Genomic DNA, 21464 nt, shown 5'->3' on the forward strand with positions numbered 1-21464 from the left:
AGATGCGCAAATCAAAGACATCGTAAGAGAGAGCTGTAAATGGCCGGTCCGGACGGATCCAGGCCATGATATCCTCAAACCAAAGCTCGCGGATTTGTGTTGCGCTCGCTACTCCGAGGGCAAGCTGAAATCTTCTTACGAGAGGCAACAGGTAGTGTTCGACGTGGTACTCGTATGCTTCCAAAAGATCGGGGCGATTCAGCTTTAGGACCCTGATCGTCTCATATCCTCGAATGCTTCCGTTGCGGGCAAAGGCATTCCATCGGGGACGGCCTTGCTGCGACACGGGTCTGAACTGGATATGGCGTAGCGGATTGTCACGGCAAGGGTCGATGAGCAAGGGACTCTCGGAGCGAATCGATTTGTCTTCGGGAAGCAGGACGGGACTCCCTGCGGCCAGAGGGAATTGATCACCCTTGGCGCTTTCGTTGCAGTTCTTGCAGGCGAACAACAGGTTCCCCCACGTCCAAGCAAGCCACCAATACCCGTGATCCGGAAATCCGACTCCTCGTGTAGCGCGAATCGCGGGACGGAAATGCTCGAGGTCGTTGTGAGATGCCTCAAGATAGTTGTTTTCGCAGTAACAACACTTATTATGCTGTGCCGACCTGAGGTCCTTCCTGACCGCCGTATATCGACGTCCGAGCTCGGTACGTATGGGAGACCTTCCCAGGGTCAATGGCCGAATGCGGGCCAATTCCGCCAGACGGATTCCTCGCAAGTTTCTCGGCTCCGGACCTCGACGGATTCGGATCACGTCCGTTTACCTCGCCCTGCAACCTTCTTCTTCCGGGGCGTCGGCTCCCAGCCCGGGTCCACTCCCGCACCTTGAAGCCGCACGAGGATCGCCGCCAGCTCCCGATCCTCATCATCCGTCCGTCCAGGGTCGCTCGACAGGTAACCGTATCGTTGGAGGTCGGCCCCGACATCCGTGGGATACAGGCGATCGATCCCGAAGAACGTATTGTAGATTTCACTCCCTGTCATCAACGAAGGCGATTGGTCCGCCTTCTTGACCTGGACATTCCCCTCGTCATCCTGGAAGACGTGGAAGATCTCGTCCGCTTCCAGGCCGGGCAGGAGCATGGGCGAGTGGGTCGTCGCCACGAACTGCAAGCGGGGGAACACCGCTTTGAGGGCCTGGATGAGGCCCAACTGCCACGTCGGATGGAGATGGATGTCCAACTCGTCGATCAGGACGAGGCCCTCCATCTCATCGAGCGGAACGGCTTCGCCGGCATCCCAGAAGATCTGGCCAACGAGATCGGCAACCCAGGAGATCATGGATTGATATCCATGAGAGAGCCAGGTTGCCGGAATACTAACCAAGTCCTCACCGGCCTGGAATCTGAAAAGATGCGCATCGGCGAGCGACTTCGCCTTCTTGGCCTCGTCCCATCGGCCAAGGCTCACGGATTGAATCCTGGGGAGCAGCCGCCTTTCCTCGATCAGTGCTCGCAGCAATACATCGGCGTACGATTCTGAGAGCGCTGCGTTTTCGAAGAGCTCGAGGAATCCGGTACCGATGAGGCGCCGGCGATCGAAGAGCGGGGCCAATCGATCCAATACAGGGTCGGCCAGATTCTCGACTTCCATCGGAGGAGGCAGGGATCTCGTTACCCCATAGCCTGCGACGAACCAATGGGATAGACCTCGAGCTCTCGCCACTTGCAGGGGATATGTCAGTTCCTTCTTCCCGTTCCCGCTGTTGTAGGAAACGGAATCACCGGTCGTAGAATTCAGATATTGAGAATTGCCGAGAAAAATGCGGAATCCGTCGAAAATCGTCAAGGTCGAGAAGAGATCGGGAGTCCCTTTATAGCTCGGATCGAGCCCAGGAAATTCTCGCCCTTTCCTCGCGGCACCGAACCCGAAGAGGGCGCCAATCGTGCTCGATCCGCCCGGGTTTCGACGGTCGGCCAACGACCTCGCGTCGGTGAGTAGTTGATTGGCCCGATCCGGGCCGCCCGCAGCCAAGGCGATCGCCTGGAGGATCGTCGTCTTGCAGAGTCCATTCTCTCCGACGAGGACAGTCCAGGGTCGAGGTTTTCCGTCTCGAGTGAACGGGATCCTCACGTTGTTCAGCAATTTGACGTTAGAAAGATGAAGTTCTTTAATGAACATGACTGATTATTTCAAAGTTTAGGGACGGATGAAACTCGAGTGCTCCTGGTGAACGGATCGAGGCGAGCACTTCCAACTCACCCGCGACACCATTTTCCTCCGGTTGCGACAACCTGCTGATATTAGACGACAGGACGTGCGCGACCACCAGCCCTGGTCCTGAGTTGACCGGGCCGGACGATGATCGGCCGACGTCGAGCGTTGAATCGCTTGACGTGCATGCCTCGATAAATAGCCGGGCGCGGTTGCTTACGCCAGGATCTCCTTGATGACGTGCCCGTGGACGTCGGTCAATCGGCGGTCGATGCCGTTGTGGCGGAACGAAAGGCGGGTGTGGTCGATGCCGAGGAGGTGCAGGGCGGTGGCGTGGAGGTCGTAGCAGTAGATGGGGTTCTCGGCGGCCTTGTAAGACCACTCGTCGCTGGCGCCGAAGGTGGTGCCGCCCTTGATGCCGCCGCCGGCGATCCAGGAGGTGAAGGTGAAGGGGTTGTGGTCGCGGCCCTTGCCCCCCTGGCTGCACGGCATCCGGCCGAACTCGGTCGTCCAGATGACGAGGGTGTCGTCGAGGAGGCCGCGGGTCTTCAGGTCTTTGAGGAGGGCGCCGGCGGGCTTGTCCATGCTCCGGCCCATGTCGCCGTGGTCGCGGGCGAGGTCTTCGTGGGAGTCCCAGTTCCGCCGGGGGAAGCCGTTGTCGGCGCCGCTCCAGACCTGGACGAACCGGACGCCGCGCTCGAGGAGTCGGCGTGCGATCAGGCAGTTGCGGCCGAAGTCCTCGGTGATCGGCTCGTCGAGGCCGTAGAGGGTCTTGGTCGCGTCGGTCTCGCCCGAGAGGTCGAGGACCTCGGGGGCGCTGAGCTGGAGCTTGGCGGCGAGCTCGTACGAGGCGATCCGGGCGTCGAGGCGTGAGTCGCCGTCGCGGTCGGATCGGTGCGAGCGGTTGAGGGAATTTAAAAGCGCGAGGCCGTCGCGCTCGCCCTCGGGGGAGACGCTCGGGTCGTCGGGCGGGAAGAGGTCGAAGATCGGGTTCTTCGAGCCGGCGCGGACCATCGTCCCCTGGAACGAGGCGGGCAGGAACCCCGCGCCCCAGTTCGCCGGTCCGTTCGGGGCGTACCCGCGCGAGTCGGGGAGGACGACGAACGACGGGAGGTCGTCGGTCAGGCTTCCTAGCCCGTACGAGACCCAGGCGCCCATGCTCGGGAAGCCCGGCAGGACGAACCCGGTGTTCTGCATGAACGTCGCGGGGCCGTGGACGTTCGACTTGGAGATCATCGACGGCAGGAACGCGATGTCGTCGACGCACTCGGCCATGTGCGGCACGAGGTCGCTCATCCACTTGCCGGATTCCCCGTACTGCCGCCATTTCCAGGGGCTCTGCATGACCGCGCCCGGCGAACTTTGGAACAGCTCGACCTTGCCGCCGGGGTCGAACTTCTCGCCGTGCTTCTTGATCAGGAGCGGCTTGTAGTCGAATGTGTCGCACTGGCTGGCCGCGCCCGACATGAACATCTGCACGACCCGTTTGGCCTTCGCCGGGTGGTGGAGCCCGCCGTTGAGCGCGGCGCGGGCCTTAGGATCGGCCGTCCCCGCGAGGAGGCCCTCGGATCCGAGCAGGTGCGCGAGCGCGACGCCGCCGAGGCCCCCGCCCAGCCGCCAGAGGAATTCGCGACGATCGACATGGGTGGCCGTCATGGTTTCTTCTCGGGGGTGGGCGACGCCTCGGGCGCCTGCTTCTTGGCCTCGACGTCCTGGCCGTTCTGGTGCAGGACGAGGTGGGTGGTCTTCCCTCGCGCGTCCTTCTCGAAGGTGATCGACGCCTCGACCACCTTGTAGAAGAACGACGTCTCCGACTCGGGGTAGATCTCGTATCGCGCCTGGCCGGTCAGTTGGGCCATCAGACGGTCGCCTTCGCGGGTGATGGCGAAGGTCACCTTGGACGCGTCGTCGACGTATCGGCCTACGTAGGCATCGAAGACCTTGGGGTCGAGCGTGATCGCCTTGCGACGGCCCGGGATCGTGTATTTCTCGCCGAGGGCGATCGCCACGAGGTCCCGGGCGATCGCGCCGACGTTCGGATCCTCGACGTTGCTCAACGCGACGGCGCAGACCTTGTCGTCCGGGAGCCGGAAGATCGAGCTCGAGAACCCGTTGATCCCGCCGTTGTGCGTCACCATCGGCCGGCCGAACACCTTGCCGGAGACCCAGCCGTAGCCGTACCCGTCCTTGAACGGCGTGAACATCTCCTTGAGGGTTTTCTGCGGCACGGGCGTGTCGCCGAGGAGCCCCTGGTCCCAGAGGAAGAGGTCGTCGACCGTCGAATACAGGGCCCCGGCGGCGTGGGGGATCGACATGTCGATCGGGGCCGCGTTGACGAGGAGGAAGAGCTTCCGCGAGTAGCCCGACGCCCGGTGCTTGAGGATCGGCGAGGCGCTGTCGTAGCCCGTGCTGTTCATCTTCAGGGGGTCGAAGAGATTCTCGCGGAGGAAGCCGACGTAGCTCCGTCCCGAGGCCGACTCGATCACGCGGCCGAGCAGGATGTACCCCGAGTTGCTGTACTTGAACTTCGTCCCCGGCTTGAAGTCGAGGGGCTTGTCCTTGAAGCGGCCGACGAGCGCATCGAGCGTCGTCGGGATCTCCATCGTCTTGGCGAACTCGGGGAAGTCGGTGTAGTTCGGGATGCCCGACGTGTGGGTCAAAAGGTGTTGGACCGTGACGTCGTCCCAGGTCTTGGGGCTGTCGGGGAGGTACGTCTTGATCGGCTTGTGGATGTCGAGGTTGCCACGATCACGCAAGAGCATGACGGCCGCCGCGGTGAACTGCTTGGTGACGGATCCGATCCGGAACTTGGTCTCCGGCGTATTCGGGACGTCGTGCTCGAGGTTGGCCATGCCGTAACCCGCCCGGGCGAGCACCTTGCCGTCACGCGCGATCAGGATCGAACCGCTGAACCGGTCGTGCTCGACGCGGGCGCGCATGTACTCGTCGACCTTCGAGGCCACGTCCTCGGCCTTGGCGTCGGAGACACCGACGAACCAGGCGATCGCGAGGGACGCGATCACGGTGCCTCGCCGACGACGCCCATTTTCCCCAACCCCAGCACGTCCCGTCATTGTCGAACACCCTCGGGCCCGCCAGAGCCTAGTCAATGAACATGAATTCGTTCGTGTTGAACAGGAGCCGGCAGGCGTTCGCCAGGCCGTGCTTCCCGGCGTAGGCGACGAGGGCCGAGCGTTCCTCGGGGCGGGGCGGGCGTCCCAGGGCGAGGAGGTAGGCCGACTCGACGCGACGACCGGGGTCGTCCTCCATGGCTTCGAGCCGGCGGGCGAAATATTGCGACTGCTTGACCATGAACAGGTCGTTGAGCATCGCCAGGGCCTGGAGCGCGGTGATCGTGGTCGGCCGGACGGGCGTGTTGATGTTCGGGTCGGCGCAGTCGAGCGACTCCAGGAACGGGTTCGGCACGCTCCGGACGACGAACCGGTAGACCGTCCGACGCCGGACCTGGGGGTTGTCGATCTTGTCGGGGGCGGTGTGGTCGTAGATCGGCGAGTGGTCGTCCTTGAACCGGAAGAGGTCGAAGCCGGGCCCCCCCATCTTCGGGTCGAGCGTCCCGCTGACGGCGAGCACGCCGTCTCGGATCGACTCGGCGTCGAGCCGCTGGCGGTTCATCCTCCAGAGCAGCCGGTTGTCGGCGTCGATCGCCGCCGAGTCCGGGTCGTGCCGCGACGACTGGCGATACACCGCGCTCGTGACGATCGTCCGGTGCAGGGCCTTGAGCGACTGCCCGTGTGCGAGGAACTCGACCGCGAGCCAGTCGAGCAACTCGGGGTGGGTCGGCTTCGACCCGTTGCGGCCGAAGTCGTTGGGGGTGTCGACGATCCCCCGCCCGAAGTGATAGTGCCAGGCCCGGTTCACGATCGATCGCCAGGTGAGCACGTTCTTGGGATTCGCGACCCACTCGGCCAGGGCCGCCCGCCGCCTCCCCTCGTCCTCCGAGCCGCTCGAGGCGAAGTCGGAGTCGAGCCCCGCCAGGCACGAGAGGGCCCCCGGGGCGACGAGTTCGCCGGGCTGCTCGACGTCGCCTCGTCTCAGAAGGTTGATCGCCCTGGGGGCATGGGGCAGGGGGGCATAGACCTGCGTCTTCGCGTCGAACGACTTGAGCCGGACCTCGATGGCGGCGACCTCGGCCGTCGCCTGCTCGAGTTCGAGCCGCGCCGAGGCACCCACCAGGGAGTCCCAGAGCGCCTTGCGGCGACCTTCCAGGACCTGGGCCTGGTATTGCAGCTCGTTCCGCTGCGAGGCGAGCGAGGCCGTCTGGGGGTCGTCGAGGCTCGCGAGCTTGGTCCGGCTGTCGAACCCGTCGACCAGGTTCGCCTTGGACCATCGCCCGGCCTCGATCGAGTCGAGCGCCGAGACCTCGGCGCCGGGGGCGAGATTCTTGCCGCCGGAGATGACCTCGAGCTCGCCGAGGGCGAAGACGAAGTCGTTGATCCGCGTCCAGAGCCGTGAGGCCGAGACCCGGACGAACCGCGCGGGGCGCCGGCCGGCCCGGACAATGTAGGGCCGGGCGCCCGGGTTGGGGAAGTCGGCGTCCGAGTGGTCATCGAGGACGACGGGGTTGGCGAAGTCGGCGGTGTCGGAGACTTCGACCCGGAACCGGAGGGGGAAGCCGAAGCCGGGGCGGTCGGGGAGGAAGTCGGTCGGATGCGTCGGGATCAGGCGAATCTCGTCGATCGAGACGGCCCGCCCGAGGTCGACCTGGACCCACTTCACGACGTCGGGCGTCGCCGAGACGGCGCTGTGGTAGCCGTTCGTCGCGCTCGGGGTCGAGGCGGCCGGGTTCGGCAACGCGGCGAGCTCGCGTTTCAGGGCGGCGACCTCCTCGTCGAGCCTGGTGAGCTCGGGGCTCGTCGTCTCGCGGGCCTGGGTCGCGAGGGCGTCCCGGCGCTTCGCGAGGGTGGCCTTCCTCGCCTCGAGCTCGGCCTTCGCCTCGGCGTCTTCGCGAGTCAGATACGGGCGGTTGCCGCGATCGACGCCCGCGAAGACGGCCTGGAGCCGGTAGTAGTCTTTCTGAGGGATCGGGTCGAACTTGTGGTCGTGGCAGCGGGCGCAGTGGACGGTCAGGCTCTGGAACGTGGACATCGCGTTGGCGAGCATGTCGTCGCGGTCGTTGAGCCGGGCCTTGTTCTTGTCGACGGTCCCTTCGCGGAGCTCGACGTGGCCGACGAAGTCCCAGGGGCCCGCGGCGACGAACCCGGTGGCGACGATCCCCTGGGGATCTCCGGGCCAGAGGACGTCGCCCGCAAGCTGCTGCTTGATGAAGTCGGCGTAAGGCTCGTCGCGGTTGAACGCCCCGATCACATAATCGCGATAGGGCCAGGCCTGGTCGCGCCTCTTGTCCTTGTCGTAGCCGTGGGTGTCGCCGTAATGGACGACATCGAGCCAGTGCCTCCCCCAGCGCTCGCCGTAGTGGGGCGAGGCGAGGAGGCGGTCGACGACCGTCTCATAAGCGTCGGGCGACGTGTCGCCGACGAAAGCCTTGACCTCCTCCGGAGTCGGCGGGAGCCCGTGCAGGTCGAAGGTCAGGCGGCGGATCAGGGTACGACGGTCGGCCTCGGGGCTAGGCACAAGCCCTTTCGCCTCGAGCCCGGCGAGGATGAACGCGTCGATCGGCGTGCGGACCCACCCCCTGGACTTGACCTCGGGCAGCTTCGGCCGCGTCAGGGGCTCGAACGCCCACCACGCCTGCCCTTCGAACCGGCGATCCTTGAGGGCCATCCCCTCGGGCCAGTGGGCCCCCTGTTCGATCCAGGTCCGGACGCTCGCCACCTGTTCGGGGGGCAAGGGGGCGCCGTTCTTGGGCATCTCGGGTTTATCTCCCGAGATCGCCTCCAAAAGCAGGCTCTCGTCGGGGTTCCCCGGCACGATCGCCGGCCCGCTCACCCCTCCTTTGCTCAGGGCCTTGGCCGTCGTGAGCGCGAGCTTACCCTTCGGCGCGTCCTCGCCGTGGCAGCTCACGCAACGCTTCTCCAGCAGCGGCGCGACGTGCTCGCGGAAGAGCCGATCATCCCCCGCCGAGGCCGCGCCGGGCGCAACCATCGCCGCCCCCAGCAAGAGGATCCGCCGCATTCTCATCGTGATGGCCCACCCGGGGTTGCGCTCGCCGAAGGCTGGTCCGACCAATCGCATTGTTGACGCGGCCGAACGGCACTGTCAAGGGCGTCCCGGTGACTGAAGTTATGCTGATTTTATGTGATTAATCGAATTGGAAGGTTGGTGATAATCCGTTGGTCCGGAATGTTGTGGGCGGATCGAGGTGAACGAACCGGATGAGAACGGCGAGGTCGTGAAGCCGAAACCCTGAGAGAGTCGAAGTCTAGGAGCCTGTCCAAGAATTAAGTCGTTTTTGCAGTAACAGGTTGCGTATTTTCTTAATATGGCAAATCGCCGTTTTCCCCGAGATTTCGAAAACCGGCGCGGCGGCCAATCGACGTAAGTCCTTAATGTGCCATTAGTTGATTCTTGGACAGGCTCCTAGGGGGAAAATTGGGGTGGCCCTGATTTCTTCGATCGACGATGAGGCGAAAAATGGCGAGGGACAAGCAGGGGTTGGACGGTTTATCAATCGAATAAGTACAGTTTTTCTTCGAAGCTATCATACCATCGATCGATTTTGCTGGTTATGGTGTTTAGTGCGGAGTCGTCCGCAAGCTGGCATGTAAATCGCTCGTGGATTCTTAGCTTGGGAGCAGAATCCGCCAAGACGGGTTCAGCTTGCCAAGCGTAGTAGCCTACGTCCTCTTTCATCGAGAATAGGAGGATAATGACTGGCATTGAGAGTGAGGAAATCTGCCGACGTTTCCGGAAATCGGCACCCAGGTGAGCGTCTGCAGTGCGTGCATCCGGGAGGGAAAGGCTCGTCCCCTTCACAATGACCCCGAAGAGTCGTTGCAGTCTGCTTTCGGAAGTGATTTTGGCAATTTGGTCTATATCTAATAGATGGTCGACTCCGAAAACTTCGACATTCAGAGAGCCGGTCAGAAACACTTGTGCCATTGCTTCGGAACGACGACCGATGATGGATGAAGAAGAGGTTTGCATGGAAGTACCACTTATGAGAAGTTCGAGTCGAGCATGCGATTGACGGACGTGGTCCAGTAGGTGTCTACCTCGTTCCAAAGCCGCAATAGGTTCGGACAGTTGAGCTCGTTTGCGATAGGTATGCCCCTGAATCCTCGAGTTGATTGCGGTGTAATGGCCTTTATAAAACCTTGCTTGGAGTCTATGTCGATGCCGACAACGTAAGCGGGAAAGCCGAAGGCTTTCATTTGGAGCACGTCTTTTTTAGCGACAGCCACATCGAGTTTCTTTCCAGGACCGTTGCCGAGATAACGCGATCTGGTCGATTTAATCTGCACGAAGAACATTGCGGAACGAGCGTTCGGATCGATCAGTTCCACACAGAAATCTGTCGTAGGATGCTTGTCTCCAAGGAAGGTTTCGGAGAACCATGGCCTCCCATTACACCATTCGCTGATAATGACGGCAAATATGCTTTCGCCCCGCTTCCCTATGCGGTCCTTGAGGTTCATCCCGAATACCCGGGGTGTCTTGCGTTGCCTCCCGACAAAGGGACTGGGCCTGGGGCGACCATTTCAGCCTCTCAGGTTAACAAAAGAGGGCGTTTATCGGAAGGGTCGGGTTTAGGAATTACGTGGACCTCAGGAGGAGCCGACCTCGTGCTCTTCGGTAGGTAGATAGGGTTCCAAAACGCTCGCCGGGAAGTCCGGACGCCCGGTGAAGGGCGTCCGGACTCCTTTGGACGAGTGTTCAACGGAGGCTGTTGAGGAACGCGACCAGGTCGAGGAACTCGACCGGGGCCAACGTCGCGGCCAGGCCTTCGGGCATGCTGCTCTGCTTGAGGGTGGTCCGCTCTTCGATGTCGGGCACCTTGATCTCACGCTTCTCCTTGCCGTCGAAGATCACGACCTGGTCCTTGGTCTCGGAGACCAGGAGGCCGGTGACGGTCTTGCCGTCGGCGGTGGCGATGGATGTGGCGAGATACTTGGGGTTGAGCTCGGCGTTGGGGTCGATGATCGACTCGACGACCTTGTAGCGGGTGAGGCGGCGGCCGACCGGTTCGGGGCCGTCCATCTGGGGGCCGAAGTCGGCCCCTTCGCTGCCGACCTTGTGGCAGGCGAGGCAGTTCCGCCGGAAGACGGCCTTGCCGCTCTCGACGTTGCCCCCTCTCATGTCGGAGAGGGCCTGGATCGCCTTGTTCTTGGCTTCGCCCGACTGCGGGTCCTTGCCGAGGAGGATTTGCAGGTAGGGGACGGCCTGCGCCCCGGTCTTGGACTGCGAGATGATCCCGTCGAGGAGCTTGCGGGCGGTCGGGTCGTTGCGGGTCAGGGTTCCCTTGAAGTAGTCGCCCTGCCAGGCCGCCTGGTTGGCCCCGAGGGCGGCCTCGGCGGTGTACTGGACCCAGTAGTCCTGGCCGTCGCGGAGCGCCGTGAGGACCGCCGAGGAGGCCTCGGGGGTCGCGAAGAAGCTCAGGCCTCGGCAGGCTTCGGTCCGGACCCGGCCGCTCTCGTCGTTGGCGGCGGCGATCAGGAGCGCCTGCGCTTCGGGAATCCCCTCGCGTTCGTCGGCGAGGACGCGGACGGCGGCGGCCCTGGCTTCGAGCTTCTTCGCCGACATGACCGACTTGAGCAAGGCGAGGTCGACCGCGTGGAACGTCTGCTGGACCCAAAGGGCCTCGCAACGGAGCCGGTCGAAGTCCTTGTCGTTCGGGTCGAGCCCGGCGACCCAGGTCTTGACGGCGGCGAGGGCGGCGGCTTGCGGCCGGGCCCTGAGTTCGATGTGGGTGGCGTATCGGGTCCGCCACTCGTACGCGCGGAACTGCTCGAGCAACTCGGCCTCGCTCTTGCCGTGCTGGGTCACGGGCTTGAGCAGGGGCTTCCCGTTATAGACCAGGCGGTAGAGCCGGCCGTTGGCGTGGTCGCGGTTCGGGTCGCGCTGGGAGTATTGCATGTGGCCGATCAGCGGGTTCGCCCAGTCGCCGAACCAGAGCGCGCCGTCGGGGCCGATCCTCGGGTCGACCGGCCGGAAGTGCTTGTCGGTCGACTTGATCAGGTCGAAGGCCGTCTTGGGATCGGCCGGGTCGTGCCGGACCCGGACCCCCTTGTACCCGGCGCCGTCGTCGGAGAACGTCCAGCGCGGCAGGCCATTCATGTTGATCACGCAGGCGTAGACGAACTGTCCCTGGACGTCGTCGGGGAAGTGGCGGGACATGAGGAACTCGCTGCCGACGACCGGCCGCATCCCCTCGATCGGGAAGACCGGGTTGAGGCCCTTCCGGCCCTGGTACTGGGCGCCGGAGAGCGGGGTGTCCCAGTGCTGGTTGGCCCCGGTGCCGTCGCCGCAGAACCCTTGGCCCCACTCGTTGAAGACGTAGCACCAGGGGTTGCCGTAGCCCGGCGTGACGTAGTGGCGGACCTTGAGGGTCCGGGGGTCGAGCACGTACGAGCCCGATGAGCCGAAGTTGCGGAAGGGGCCCCAGGGGGTCTCGACCGTCGTGCTCATCGCGATGCCTTCGAGCATGTAGAGCAGGCCGCCGGGCCCGAACTCGAAGGCGTTGATCGTGTGGTGCGTGTCCTGGGTGGCCCAGCCGTCGATCAGGTGGACGACCTCATCGGCGACGTCGTCGCCGTCGGTGTCCTTGAGGAAGATCAGGCGGGGCTGGTCGACGACGATGACGCCGCCGTTCCAGAATTCGAAGCCGGTCGGGCAGTGGAGCTTATCATAGAATGTGATGCACTTGTCGGCCTTGCCGTCGTTGTCGGTATCCTCGAGGATCAGGAGCTTGTCCGAGGGCTTGGGCTGGCCGGGCTTCCACATCGGGTACGTGGGCATGGTGGAGACCCAGAGCCTCCCCTTGCCGTCGAAGCCGAGCTGGACCGGCTTGGCCAGCTCGGGGAACTGCTTCTCGTCGGCGAACAGCTTGATCTCGAACCCTTCGGGCACCGTGCAGGTCTTGATGAAGTCCTGGGGCGGGAGGATCCGCGGCCCGTCGGGCGACTCCGAGTACTTGTTCTGGCCGAACCGGGTCTCGGGCGTGATGAGCTCGCCGGTGTTGCTGTCGTCGGGCGTGGCGGGGACCTTCTTGCCATTGGCGATGTCCCAGACGTAGTGGTCGCGGACGGCCGCCATCGCGCGGATCTTCAGGAACTCGCGGGGGAAGGTCTGGGTATCCCAGGTCCGCCGGCCGCCGTAGACGTACCAGCCGTTGATCATCCGGTAGTCCTGGAGGTGGATCCAGGACTTGTCGTTGACCGCGGTGCGGAGGGTTTCGTAGTCGGTCGAGCCGACGTTGGCCGGGTTTTCCTTCGCGAACAAGGCCTTGTCGAGCACGATGCCGACGGCCTTGTCGCCGAGCTCGTTCAGGTGGCAGCCGTTGATGGTGTACTGGAGCCCCGGGGCCGCGGCGAACAGGGGGGCGGTCGGCGTGAACAGGTCGACGAACGCGAGCCCTCGCTTCGCGGCGACCTCGGCGACGGCCTTGGCGTAGAGCGCGAGCCGGGCATTCTCGGCCTTGCCCGACGGGAGGTTCGGGTCCTCGGGCGACTCGAACGCCATCGGCGAGACCAGGACGAACCGGGCGGGCGAGCCGGTGTCGTCGCGAGGATACGTCTTGGTGTAGTCGTCGAGGAACGTCTCGTAGTCGGCCTTGAACTTGGCGACCCCCGCCTCGCCGGCGTGCGACTCGTTCCACCCGAAGAACGCGATGAACGTGTCGGGCGAGAACGCCGCCAGGGGGTCGTCGAGCCGGGTGTAGTCGGTCGGCCGCTGGCGGAGGGACACCTCGTCGGCGGGCCAGCCGAAGTTGCGGACGACCAGCTCCTTCTCGGGGAACCGGCTGTGCAGGAGCGTCTCGAAGTGGCCGAAGAGGTTCATCCGCTCGGCGGACGAATTGCCGACGAAGGCGACCTTCTCGCCTTTGAAGAACTCGAGGGGGAGCTTGCTCGGGGCGAGCTTGGGACGAGTCGGGCGGGGCTGAGGTTTCAGCAAACCGGCGGCATCACTCTTCGATTGGGCTCTGGTTGTGCGGGGCGCGACGGCGATCGCGGCGACCAGCGCGGCGAGGGCCGCCAACGCCAGTTTTCGGGCCGGGAACAAGTGGCGAAAGTAGGGCAGCCGTGTCAAGGGACTGGGTCCTCGTCTGGGGTTCGCTGCGATCGCCTGGGCGGCGCTTTGGCATGGGGGCGGGAGCATCCGACTCGGAGCCGAGCCAACCCGGGGCTATTGCCAGGGTCCGAGTTTTCGCCCCATCTTCCCGAGACGGAGAACGACCGTCAATCATCCTCCGGCCGGCCGGCCAATTGCTCCCTCCATGATCGATGTGCGGACGAATTGCTGGAGATCATTAATCGCGAAAAATGTAAAAATGATGAAAGCGAGATAATTGCGTGCGTTGGCTTGACGTGAGGGCCCTTTCGAGCCCTTGGCGATGATGGGGACCGGCCCCGCCAGTGGCGGGCACATTGCTGGCCGGATCGCCATTGGTCGGCGATCCGCCCGAGCTTCGGATAGGATGCGTCGGGCCATAAGAGAGGACACCGATCCCCAATCGATGCGCCTACCCCGCCTACGCATCTGGCATTTCATGGCCGTCGTAGCGATTACAGCCTCGGGTGTCGTTGCGTACCTGTCCATCGCCGAGGATACCCATTGGCATGATTCGTACGTCAAGATCGGTGATCGCACTTTCTCGGAGGCATCCCCGGTCTTCTGGCTGGTCCTGATGGTTCCGGTCGCACTCCTCACCGGGACGGTCATGGCTTTCGTGTGGGCCGTGAAGACCTGTCGGAGACGCAAGGCGACCGCAGGGAATCACACGAGTGTGGATGAGCTTTCTCGACGATCCGATCGTCCCGCATCCCCCATTGCGATCGATCAAGTCACCAGAGCCTCACGCGGTCCTGCGGGGGGAGATAAAGCGTCTGGCCAGGGGTGACGTTGAAGGCGTCGTACCAGGCGTCGAGGTTCCGCACGACGCCGTTGACGCGGTACTGCGCCGGCGAATGATAGCCATTCTTGAGGAGGTAACGCATGGCGTTGTCGGTCGCGATGTAACGCCAGGTCTGTGCCCAGGAGAGGAAGAATCGCTGGGCGCCGGTGGTGCCGTCGAGCACCGGTGCCTTTCCCTGGTGGTGGTCACGCAAATAGAGCCGGTAGGCGCGATAGGCGACCGAGACCCCCGTCAGGTCGCCGATGTTCTCGCCCGATGTCTGTTTGCCGTTCACGTGGAGCCCGTCGATCGGCGAGAAGGCGGCGTATTGATCCACGAGTGCGTCGGTGTGTCGTTTGAAGTGGGCGGCGGAGTCCTTCGTCCACCGGTTGCGGAGCCGTCCCGAGCCGTCGAAGTTAGCCCCCTGGTCGTCGAAGCCGTGGCCCATCTCGTGGCCGATGATCGCGCCGATCGATCCGAAATTGACCGCGGGGTCGGCGTTCGGGTCGAAGAAGGGGGGCTGCAGGATGGCGGCGGGGAGTTCGATCGCGTTGAGCAAAGCGCTGAAGCTTGCGTTGACCGTCTGGGGGTTCTGATACCAAACCTCGCCCCGGTCGGAAGCGTCGAGTCGTGAACGCTGGAGCGTCCAGGATCTCGTCCAATTCGGCCTGGATCGGAGAGAGCCCGAGTTTCTCGAGGCGGTCCGTGTCGATGAAGCCGGCACGCAGGTCGAGAATCTGCTGCTTCGGGTCCCCGACGGGGGCTTTCGACCGACAGGCGTCGAGGATGATGTTTCTGATGTCCTGTTCGGTCGTCTTGCTGAGCTCGCTGAAGGCGCCGAAGTCCCAGGAATCGGCCGGCAGCTTCGTCGTCTTGATCCATCCTTCGTTGACGTAGGTGAAGAAGTCATCACCGAGTTGGACGTGTCGGCTGAAGTGTCGCGTTTCGACGCCCCACGCGCCGAACATGGCCTTACCGGTGGAACCCGACTCGGGCAGGGCTCCACCTGGCTTCGCCGTCGGAAGGTCATCCTCGGCCAAGCTCGCCGAAGGCCAGGGGGGTATGGTCGCAAGACCCAGGGCCGTTAAGAACACCGCGACGAGCGAGGTGACTGATGTCGTTCGGTGATCCCACATGATCGTGCTCCGTCGCAAGGGTTCAGGGCATCCCGGGCGTGTCGACACTTGCCAGCCCGGTCGATGTACCGACTTGTCGGCAAACCTCTCTTGCCGAAGTCGAAGGGGTTTTGTACCGGGTTAGCGCCCACGGCGGTTCAGGCGGCCGGATTCCGGTTCGGCTCCAAATTGACTGTACGTCTGTTGACATTTGGTCGATAACTCGTTTCAATCCCCGATGTCGGAATGCGACTGTTCAAACGACCACGTTGGGCTGGGTCACTTCATGGACTGGAGTGAATGGGCAGCCGGTCGATTTTCGGGGAACTGATGGCGGTCAATAGGGGAGTCGGGACGAGTGGATGAGGGGGGGCACTCCGTTGGGCCGGAGGGAGCCTCCCCATCCTCCCCACTCGAGCGAAGGAGCGTCGCGATGAATGCCGAGCCGCAGCAAGAACATCGTTGGCTGGAGCGGTTGGTCGGGGCGTGGACGTATGAGGGCGAGTACAGCATGGGGCCCGGCCAGCCGTTGGCGAAGAACGCCGGTTCCGAGGTCGTCCGGTCGCTCGGCGGCTTGTGGACGATCGGCGAGGGCGAGGGGGAGGCCCCGGACGGCAGCAAGGCGGAGACGGTGATGACGCTCGGGTATGACCCGGATGCGAAGCGCTTCGTCGGGACGTTCATCGCGTCGATGATGACGCACTTGTGGACCTACAGCGGCTCGCTCGACGAGTCTGGCAAGGTGCTCGCGCTCGACGCCGAGGGGCCAAGCTTCGTCGGCAAGGGCCTCCAGAAGTATCGGGATTGCATGGAGTTCGTCGACGACAATTGTCGGATCCTCACCTCGAGCCTTCAGGGTGAGGACGGCCAGTGGCGGGTCTTCATGACGGCCCACTATCGCCGGAAGGTTTGATTTCGCCGGGTCGTCGGCGATGGTCGTCCGCGGCCGTGCTCTCCAATTCAAAAGACCTTGGACCGGATCGATCGGGGAGATTTCCCATGACGACGACCTTGCGCAAGACGGGCGATTTCTGCTGGATCAACATCCTCACGCCGAAGCCGGCCGAGGCGATGGAGTTCTTCGCCGCGATCCTCGGCTGGAGATACTTCGAGATGGGGGGCATGGGCCACGGTATGCAGGTGGCCGGCCATAATATCGGCGGCCTCTTCGACCTCAACGGCCCGAACACGCCCCCCGGAGTGCCTCCTCATATCGGCGTGATGGTGAAGGTCGACGACGCCGACGCCACGGCGGAGAAGGTGAAGGCGCTGGGAGGCTCGGCGAAGGAACCGTTCGACGTCCTCGACAGCGGCCGCATGGCCGTCTGCTTCGACCCCAACGGCGCCGCGTTCGACGTTTGGCAGGCGAAGTCGATGCCGGGCAGCGACGCTCTACGCTCCTTGCATGGCGCGCCGAGCTGGACCGAGAACATGACGACGGACGTCGCGCGTGCCACCGAGTTCTACACCTCGCTCTTCGGCTGGACCTCCCAGGTGATGCCCATGCCCGGGATGGACTACACGATCTTCCGGAACGACGACAACCAGATCGCCGGCCTGATGCCCGTCCCGCCGGGCAAGGAATCCTGCGACATCAAGCCGCACTGGTCGACCTATTTCACCGTCGACGACACGGACCTCGCCGCCAAGAAGGCGACGGACCTCGGCGGCTCGCTCTTCGTGCCCCCCATGGACATCCCGGGCATCGGCCGGTTCTCCGGCATCGAGTCGCCCCAGGGAGTCAAATTCTTCGTGATCAAGTATTTGCCGAGGCATGAACCGAATTGACTGGCTCGTAAAAAGTTTAAATTGGGATTTGATGTTAATTTTAAGGGCTTGTGAATTGGATCTGCGGGTTCCTTCCCTGCACCCGCTTCGCTCCGTGAGCCGACCTGGTTTCTTCTTCCAGGACGGGTTTGAGGGCTGCCGTGCTGCAATCGCGGGGGCAAGAGATCCTCGCTTCCGGGTCCGGTAGCGTGGGTACTCCCGCTCCTCGACATAACGAGAACCTTCGACCCCCGGCGTTCTCTTCCACGCCGGGGGGTCGTCGGCGAGGGTCAGCTCGCGACGCGTTGCGTGCGGCGGACTCCCAGGATGGGGACCGGCTGGAGGAGCTCGCCGGAGCCGACGAGCGAACCGGTGATCACGGTCGCAACCGAGACGATCATCCCGATGAGGGCCCACCATGAGGCTTCGCGGGCCCCTTCGGCGGCGCGGCCGGTGGCCTCGCGGACGTCGGGCCGGTTGGCAACGTCGCGGGCGACCTCGGGGAGCGACGACGGGTCCTGACGGAGGCGGTCGATCTGGGTCTTGACCTCGGCCTGGGCTTTCTTGGCCTGGTCGTCGGTGAGACCGGCCTTCTTCAGATCGTCGACGAAGCGATCACTACCGAGCTCGGTGTCATAACGCCGTCGGAGGGCGTCGACGACCCCGGACGAGGCTGAAGTCGAGTCGTCATCGGCGTTGACTGCGACGTCCCTGGTGACGGTGTACGCCCCGGAGGCGGCCCCGACCACGCCGCCGAACCCGGCGCGGACGCCGGCGCTGAGCAGCCAGAGCATCCCCAGGAAGAGGACACCCCAGAGGATCAGGCCATAGAGGACGGCCTCGAGCTTGCTCTCGCCGACGGCCAGGCGGCTGGTCGCCCAACCGCCGAAGAACATCGCCAGGAGCAGCGACACGATCGAATAGATCGCGGCCCCGGCGCCGAGCCTCGTGTCGGCACCCCTCACGGCGGCCTCGATCCCGAGCGCGACGCCCAGCATCGATAAGATGATGTAGATTGACAGGGCTATCATCGCGCCCGCGGCGATCGCCCCCCAACTCACTCGACTGCGTACGGACAGCAAGTCGATGGCTTTCGGAGCAGTGGTCTCGGCCATTTGATCTCAACCTCTCTCGGTTCGGAAATCTCTGCGATCCCGGCGATCGGAAATCGCTTGCCCGGCCCGGGGAGTTCATCCCCTCGCCGCCGCGTACGACAACCGACCCCAGCTCGTCGCGCCAAAACACTCACGCACGGTCCTCGATAGGACCGGAATTGACTCTCGGTGTCGCCAGGGGCGTTGACCGTCGAGGACGGCCTCGCCTCGCCTCGCCTCAGGGTGTTCTCAGGGGAATTCGCCGGGAGGACGTCCATCACCGTCCGGCAATCACCCGTCGATCCTCGCAGAATATGTGGAATGCAACATCGATGCCGAACCGGTCTCGGCGTCCCGATTCGCGGCCCGAGACTTGCACGAAATGGGACCCGTCGCTCGCGCGAATCCGAACGATGATGCTTGGGTTTGATTCGTGTCTTTTGATAAGAATTCAAGAATTGATGAGCCAGGTCGACGCCGAAGACGGCCCGTCGCCGCCACGAGAGGTCTACGAGCAACTCGCAGCCGCGAGCCCCGAAGAGCGGGCTGAGATCATTTTGCGCAGGATCGAGGCGCATCCGGCCGGACGACTGGTCTTGCCCGCGAGCGAAGGGCTCTCGGCGATGCTCGACGACGTCGACCTCGGCCCGGAGGCCCTCGACCGACTGGAGGAGAGCGTGGGGGTGGTGTTCCGCCGGGATCCCGAGTCGGGGGGGATCGACCTCCGTGGGGCCGATCTCCGTGGGGCGAGCTTGAGAAACGCCGACCTCCGCCTGGCCAGCGCGTCGAAGGCCGACCTCCAGGGGGCGTTCCTCGGAGGGGCCAAGCTCCAGCGGGGGCAGTGGAATGAGGCCGACCTTCGCGGGGCCGACCTCGCCGGGGCCAAGCTCTCCGGCGCCTCGTTCGGGGGGGCCGACCTGCGCGGAGCAATGCTCGAGGAGGCCGACCTGGGGGGCGCGACCATGCGGTTCGCCCGGCTCGGGGACGCGGTGCTCGAGGACGCGAGCCTGGCGAAGGCCGACCTTTGGGGCGTGGACTTCGAAGGGGCGATCCTGACCAAGACGGACCTGCAATCGGCCCGGCTCGAAGAGGCCAAGCTGCGCGGTGCCGACCTCGCCGGTGCGGATTTGCGGGGGGCGAATCTCAACCGGGCCGACTTCCGCGACGCCCGGTTCCAGGGGGCCGACCTGCAAGGGGCGAGCTTCGCGAACACGAACCTGCGAGGGGCTGTCTTGCGGGACGCCAAGCTCCAGGACGTCGACCTCTCGCAGTGCGACCTCACCCACGTCCACCTCGGTGGCGCGAGGCTCGACGACGTCCGGTTCGAACGCGAGCAGCTCGGCGGGGCCCTGGGGGAGGAGCTTGCCGGCGAGTACGAGCAGGCCCGTCGCGGCTACCTCTCACTCGAGCGGGCCTTCCTCGAACAGGGAGATCACGACGCCGCGGTTTGGGCCTACTGCCGACGTCGCCGAATGCAGAAGCGCGCCGCACTCCAGCAGGCCCGCGCGGCCCGGGCGTCCGGGCGTTGGGCGGCGATGGCCCGGTCGTACGTCGTCTATGCGAGCGACCAGGCCGTGGAGTGGCTCTGCGACTATGGAGAGAGCGTGCCGAGGGTCCTCGCCTCACTCCTGGCGCTCTACCTGTTCTTCGCCGCCGTCTATGGCCTCACCGACAGCGTCGTGCGCGAGCAGGAGGCCCCGGCGGGCGTCGTGCGAGTCACGACACGCCACCCGGTCGACCTCGCGATCTTCGGTTTGCTCGCGATGACGACCGGGAGTATCGGCATCCGCCTCCTCCCGGCGCATGACCTCGCGCTGACGATCGTGGGTATTCACGTGTTTATCAGCGTCGCCCTCGTGGGATTGCTTGGATTTGTGCTTGGGAACCGCATCCGCCGATAGGTGGACCTGACAGAAAACAGGCTTTGAAGCAAGAGCCGGGTCTTGGAAGGCGGCTTGAGTTCTCAGTGTTTGTCCCCAAACCCGTCTTTTCTTAAAAAGACGGGTCTCTGTTGGGTATACGCGATGACGTCCGGGGAAAGGTTGCCGACGTCAAGTACGTCAGAAACCCGCTTTTTAAGAAAAGCGGGTTTCGGTCCAGGCTCTCAGCCGTTGCCAGTGACCTTCTTGAGCATGGCCTCGATCTGGGCGAGTAGGCGTGGGAGCTCGACGGGCTTGGTGTGGTGGTCTCCGCAGCCGGCCTCGAGGATTTTCTCTCGGTCCCCCTCCATGCCGTGCGCGGTCACGGCGATGATGGGAACGCCGCGGGTCTCGGGACGGGCGCGGATCCGGCGCGTGGCTTCCCAGCCGTCGATGATGGGCATGTTCATGTCCATCAAGATCAGGTCCGGCGACTCGGCGGCGGCCGCCTCGACCGCTTCCTGGCCGTCTCGGGCGACGATGACCTCGTAGCCTCGTCGGGTCAGTCGCCGGGAGAGCATCTCGCAATTCTCGTCGTTGTCTTCGACCAGCAGGATCTTCGTCATCGCTCCTCCGGAGCTCTTCGGTCACGTCGCCGGGCGGTCGGGCTTGGATTCCGGGCCGAGCCGACGGTCGACGATCTCCGCCAGGCGTCCTGCGGCGTCTCGGACCCGTCCCAGGTCCCGGGACGACCGGCCGTCGGCGTTGTCTTGCAGCAGTGCCTGACATGCTTCGGCGATCCGGCCCAGGAGGGGGGTGAGCCGGGAACGGAGGGCGGCCAGGTCCGTCTCCTTCGGGACCGCACTGCCGGGGGGGAGTGTCGCGTTGATGAGGCGGGCGATTTCTTTGCCCAGGCTGAGGATCGTCGCCAGTTCCGCCGAGGGATTCGCCCGGCCCGACTCCTCGGTTTCCTCGAGGAGCAATTCGCCGTATCCGACGATGTGGTTGACCGGGGTCAGGAGGTCGTGGCGGAGGTCGCCGATGTGCTGCGGGATGTCCCCGGCTCGCGGTTCGTCTGTCATCATGAGGCGACGCCGGGGGCGAGCCAGGTTTCGATCTTCCCGAGCAGGCGGGGGAGGTCGATCGGCTTGATGTCGTAGTCGTCGCAGCCCGACTCGAGGGCTTTTTCGCGGTCGCCCGACATCGCGTGGGCCGTCAGGGCGATGATCGGGACCTGGGCGGTCCGAGGGTCGGCGCGGAGCTCGCGTGTCGCCTCCCAGCCGTCCAGGACCGGCAGGCTCATGTCCATCAGGATCAAGTCGAAGGCCGTGTCGTGTGCCATCTCGACACCTTGCCTCCCATCGACCGCGACGAACACGTTATATCCCTTGCGTGCCAGGCGCCTCGAGAGCATGTCGCGATTCAATTCGTTGTCTTCCACCAACAGGATCTTGGGCATCTCGATCGTCTCCATGGGTCGCCCCCGCCAGGCTATCGCACA

Annotated in this window: 15 protein-coding genes and 2 pseudogenes; 3 read left to right on the top strand and 14 right to left on the bottom strand. The window is 64.3% G+C overall.

Translation table 11 applies throughout. The features are described from left to right. Positions 1 to 753: 753 nt before the first annotated feature. The 10 genes and pseudogenes from ACYOEI_RS30120 to ACYOEI_RS30165 all read right to left on the bottom strand — a co-directional run. Positions 754 to 1413 carry an AAA family ATPase gene (locus ACYOEI_RS30120; RefSeq protein WP_462853477.1) on the bottom strand — a complete coding sequence of 220 codons (660 nt, stop codon included), beginning with the start codon at positions 1411 to 1413 and terminating at the stop codon, positions 754 to 756. A 552-nt stretch (positions 1414 to 1965) separates the two neighbouring features. After that, positions 1966 to 2124 (bottom strand): annotated as a pseudogene (locus tag ACYOEI_RS30125) (AAA family ATPase); the annotation flags it as partial. 249 nt (positions 2125 to 2373) lie between these two features. Further along, a complete protein-coding gene (locus ACYOEI_RS30130; protein WP_462853373.1) occupies positions 2374 to 3813 on the bottom strand; it encodes a DUF1501 domain-containing protein in 1440 nt (479 codons plus the stop codon). Continuing rightward, positions 3810 to 5180, bottom strand: a complete 1371-nt coding sequence (locus ACYOEI_RS30135) for a serine hydrolase (protein WP_462853374.1) — start codon at positions 5178 to 5180, stop codon at positions 3810 to 3812. Before ACYOEI_RS30135 ends, ACYOEI_RS30130 begins: the two co-directional genes overlap by 4 nt. 79 nt (positions 5181 to 5259) lie before the next feature. After that, complete coding sequence (locus ACYOEI_RS30140) at positions 5260 to 8256, bottom strand: PSD1 and planctomycete cytochrome C domain-containing protein (RefSeq protein ID WP_462853375.1); 2997 nt, start codon at positions 8254 to 8256, stop codon at positions 5260 to 5262. Positions 8257 to 8742: 486 nt separating this feature from the next. Next, positions 8743 to 9222, bottom strand: coding sequence for a DUF4365 domain-containing protein (locus tag ACYOEI_RS30145; RefSeq protein ID WP_462853376.1), 480 nt, complete (start codon positions 9220 to 9222; stop codon positions 8743 to 8745). An 11-nt stretch (positions 9223 to 9233) separates the two neighbouring features. After that, a complete protein-coding gene (locus tag ACYOEI_RS30150) occupies positions 9234 to 9713 on the bottom strand; it encodes a hypothetical protein (RefSeq protein WP_462853377.1) in 480 nt (159 codons plus the stop codon). 238 nt (positions 9714 to 9951) lie between these two features. Continuing rightward, positions 9952 to 13323 (bottom strand): PVC-type heme-binding CxxCH protein, encoded by a 3372-nt coding sequence (locus ACYOEI_RS30155; RefSeq protein ID WP_462853378.1) that lies wholly within the window; start codon positions 13321 to 13323, stop codon positions 9952 to 9954. 755 nt (positions 13324 to 14078) lie between these two features. Then, the gene (locus ACYOEI_RS30160) at positions 14079 to 14852 is read right to left on the bottom strand and encodes a M13-type metalloendopeptidase (RefSeq protein WP_462853379.1); all 774 of its coding nucleotides are present in this window, start codon (positions 14850 to 14852) and stop codon (positions 14079 to 14081) included. Beyond that, positions 14833 to 15264 (bottom strand): annotated as a pseudogene (locus ACYOEI_RS30165) (hypothetical protein); the annotation flags it as partial. The gene ACYOEI_RS30160 and the pseudogene ACYOEI_RS30165, both read right to left, overlap by 20 nt. 412 nt (positions 15265 to 15676) lie before the next feature. On the opposite strand from ACYOEI_RS30165, the gene ACYOEI_RS30170 reads away from it, so the two are divergent. After that, positions 15677 to 16156, top strand: coding sequence for a DUF1579 domain-containing protein (locus tag ACYOEI_RS30170; protein WP_462853380.1), 480 nt, complete (start codon positions 15677 to 15679; stop codon positions 16154 to 16156). Positions 16157 to 16242: 86 nt separating this feature from the next. Next, positions 16243 to 17031: a VOC family protein gene (locus tag ACYOEI_RS30175; RefSeq protein ID WP_462853381.1), complete on the top strand. Its 789-nt coding sequence runs from the start codon at positions 16243 to 16245 to the stop codon at positions 17029 to 17031. Between the two features lie 269 nt (positions 17032 to 17300). Here ACYOEI_RS30175 and ACYOEI_RS30180 read toward each other — a convergent pair whose 3' ends face one another. Next, positions 17301 to 18125, bottom strand: coding sequence for a hypothetical protein (locus ACYOEI_RS30180; RefSeq protein WP_462853382.1), 825 nt, complete (start codon positions 18123 to 18125; stop codon positions 17301 to 17303). Between the two features lie 440 nt (positions 18126 to 18565). Here ACYOEI_RS30180 and ACYOEI_RS30185 point away from each other — a divergent pair, with 440 nt between their 5' ends. Continuing rightward, positions 18566 to 20005: a pentapeptide repeat-containing protein gene (locus ACYOEI_RS30185; RefSeq protein WP_462853383.1), complete on the top strand. Its 1440-nt coding sequence runs from the start codon at positions 18566 to 18568 to the stop codon at positions 20003 to 20005. 203 nt (positions 20006 to 20208) lie between these two features. Here ACYOEI_RS30185 and ACYOEI_RS30190 read toward each other — a convergent pair whose 3' ends face one another. The 3 genes from ACYOEI_RS30190 to ACYOEI_RS30200 are packed head-to-tail and all read right to left on the bottom strand — an operon-like array spanning position 20209 to position 21422. After that, positions 20209 to 20589: a response regulator gene (locus tag ACYOEI_RS30190; protein ID WP_462853384.1), complete on the bottom strand. Its 381-nt coding sequence runs from the start codon at positions 20587 to 20589 to the stop codon at positions 20209 to 20211. Between the two features lie 21 nt (positions 20590 to 20610). Continuing rightward, positions 20611 to 21048 carry a hypothetical protein gene (locus tag ACYOEI_RS30195; RefSeq protein ID WP_462853385.1) on the bottom strand — a complete coding sequence of 146 codons (438 nt, stop codon included), beginning with the start codon at positions 21046 to 21048 and terminating at the stop codon, positions 20611 to 20613. Further along, the gene (locus ACYOEI_RS30200) at positions 21045 to 21422 is read right to left on the bottom strand and encodes a response regulator (protein WP_462853386.1); all 378 of its coding nucleotides are present in this window, start codon (positions 21420 to 21422) and stop codon (positions 21045 to 21047) included. The genes ACYOEI_RS30195 and ACYOEI_RS30200 overlap by 4 nt, the downstream gene beginning before the upstream one ends. Positions 21423 to 21464 lie beyond the last annotated feature (42 nt).

Source organism: Singulisphaera rosea, from assembly GCF_054877945.1.

Excerpts from the sequence above, each read along its gene's own strand:
- ACYOEI_RS30150 (WP_462853377.1), bottom strand. The coding sequence starts at position 9,713 with ATGAACCTCAAGGACCGCATAGGGAAGCGGGGCGAAAGCATATTTGCC.
- ACYOEI_RS30130 (WP_462853373.1), bottom strand. The coding sequence starts at position 3,813 with ATGACGGCCACCCATGTCGATCGTCGCGAATTCCTCTGGCGGCTGGGC.
- ACYOEI_RS30200 (WP_462853386.1), bottom strand. The coding sequence starts at position 21,422 with ATGCCCAAGATCCTGTTGGTGGAAGACAACGAATTGAATCGCGACATG.
- ACYOEI_RS30190 (WP_462853384.1), bottom strand. The coding sequence starts at position 20,589 with ATGACGAAGATCCTGCTGGTCGAAGACAACGACGAGAATTGCGAGATG.
- ACYOEI_RS30140 (WP_462853375.1), bottom strand. The coding sequence starts at position 8,256 with ATGAGAATGCGGCGGATCCTCTTGCTGGGGGCGGCGATGGTTGCGCCC.
- ACYOEI_RS30185 (WP_462853383.1), top strand. The coding sequence starts at position 18,566 with ATGAGCCAGGTCGACGCCGAAGACGGCCCGTCGCCGCCACGAGAGGTC.
- ACYOEI_RS30170 (WP_462853380.1), top strand. The coding sequence starts at position 15,677 with ATGAATGCCGAGCCGCAGCAAGAACATCGTTGGCTGGAGCGGTTGGTC.
- ACYOEI_RS30195 (WP_462853385.1), bottom strand. The coding sequence starts at position 21,048 with ATGATGACAGACGAACCGCGAGCCGGGGACATCCCGCAGCACATCGGC.
- ACYOEI_RS30145 (WP_462853376.1), bottom strand. The coding sequence starts at position 9,222 with ATGCAAACCTCTTCTTCATCCATCATCGGTCGTCGTTCCGAAGCAATG.
- ACYOEI_RS30175 (WP_462853381.1), top strand. The coding sequence starts at position 16,243 with ATGACGACGACCTTGCGCAAGACGGGCGATTTCTGCTGGATCAACATC.
- ACYOEI_RS30180 (WP_462853382.1), bottom strand. The coding sequence starts at position 18,125 with ATGGCCGAGACCACTGCTCCGAAAGCCATCGACTTGCTGTCCGTACGC.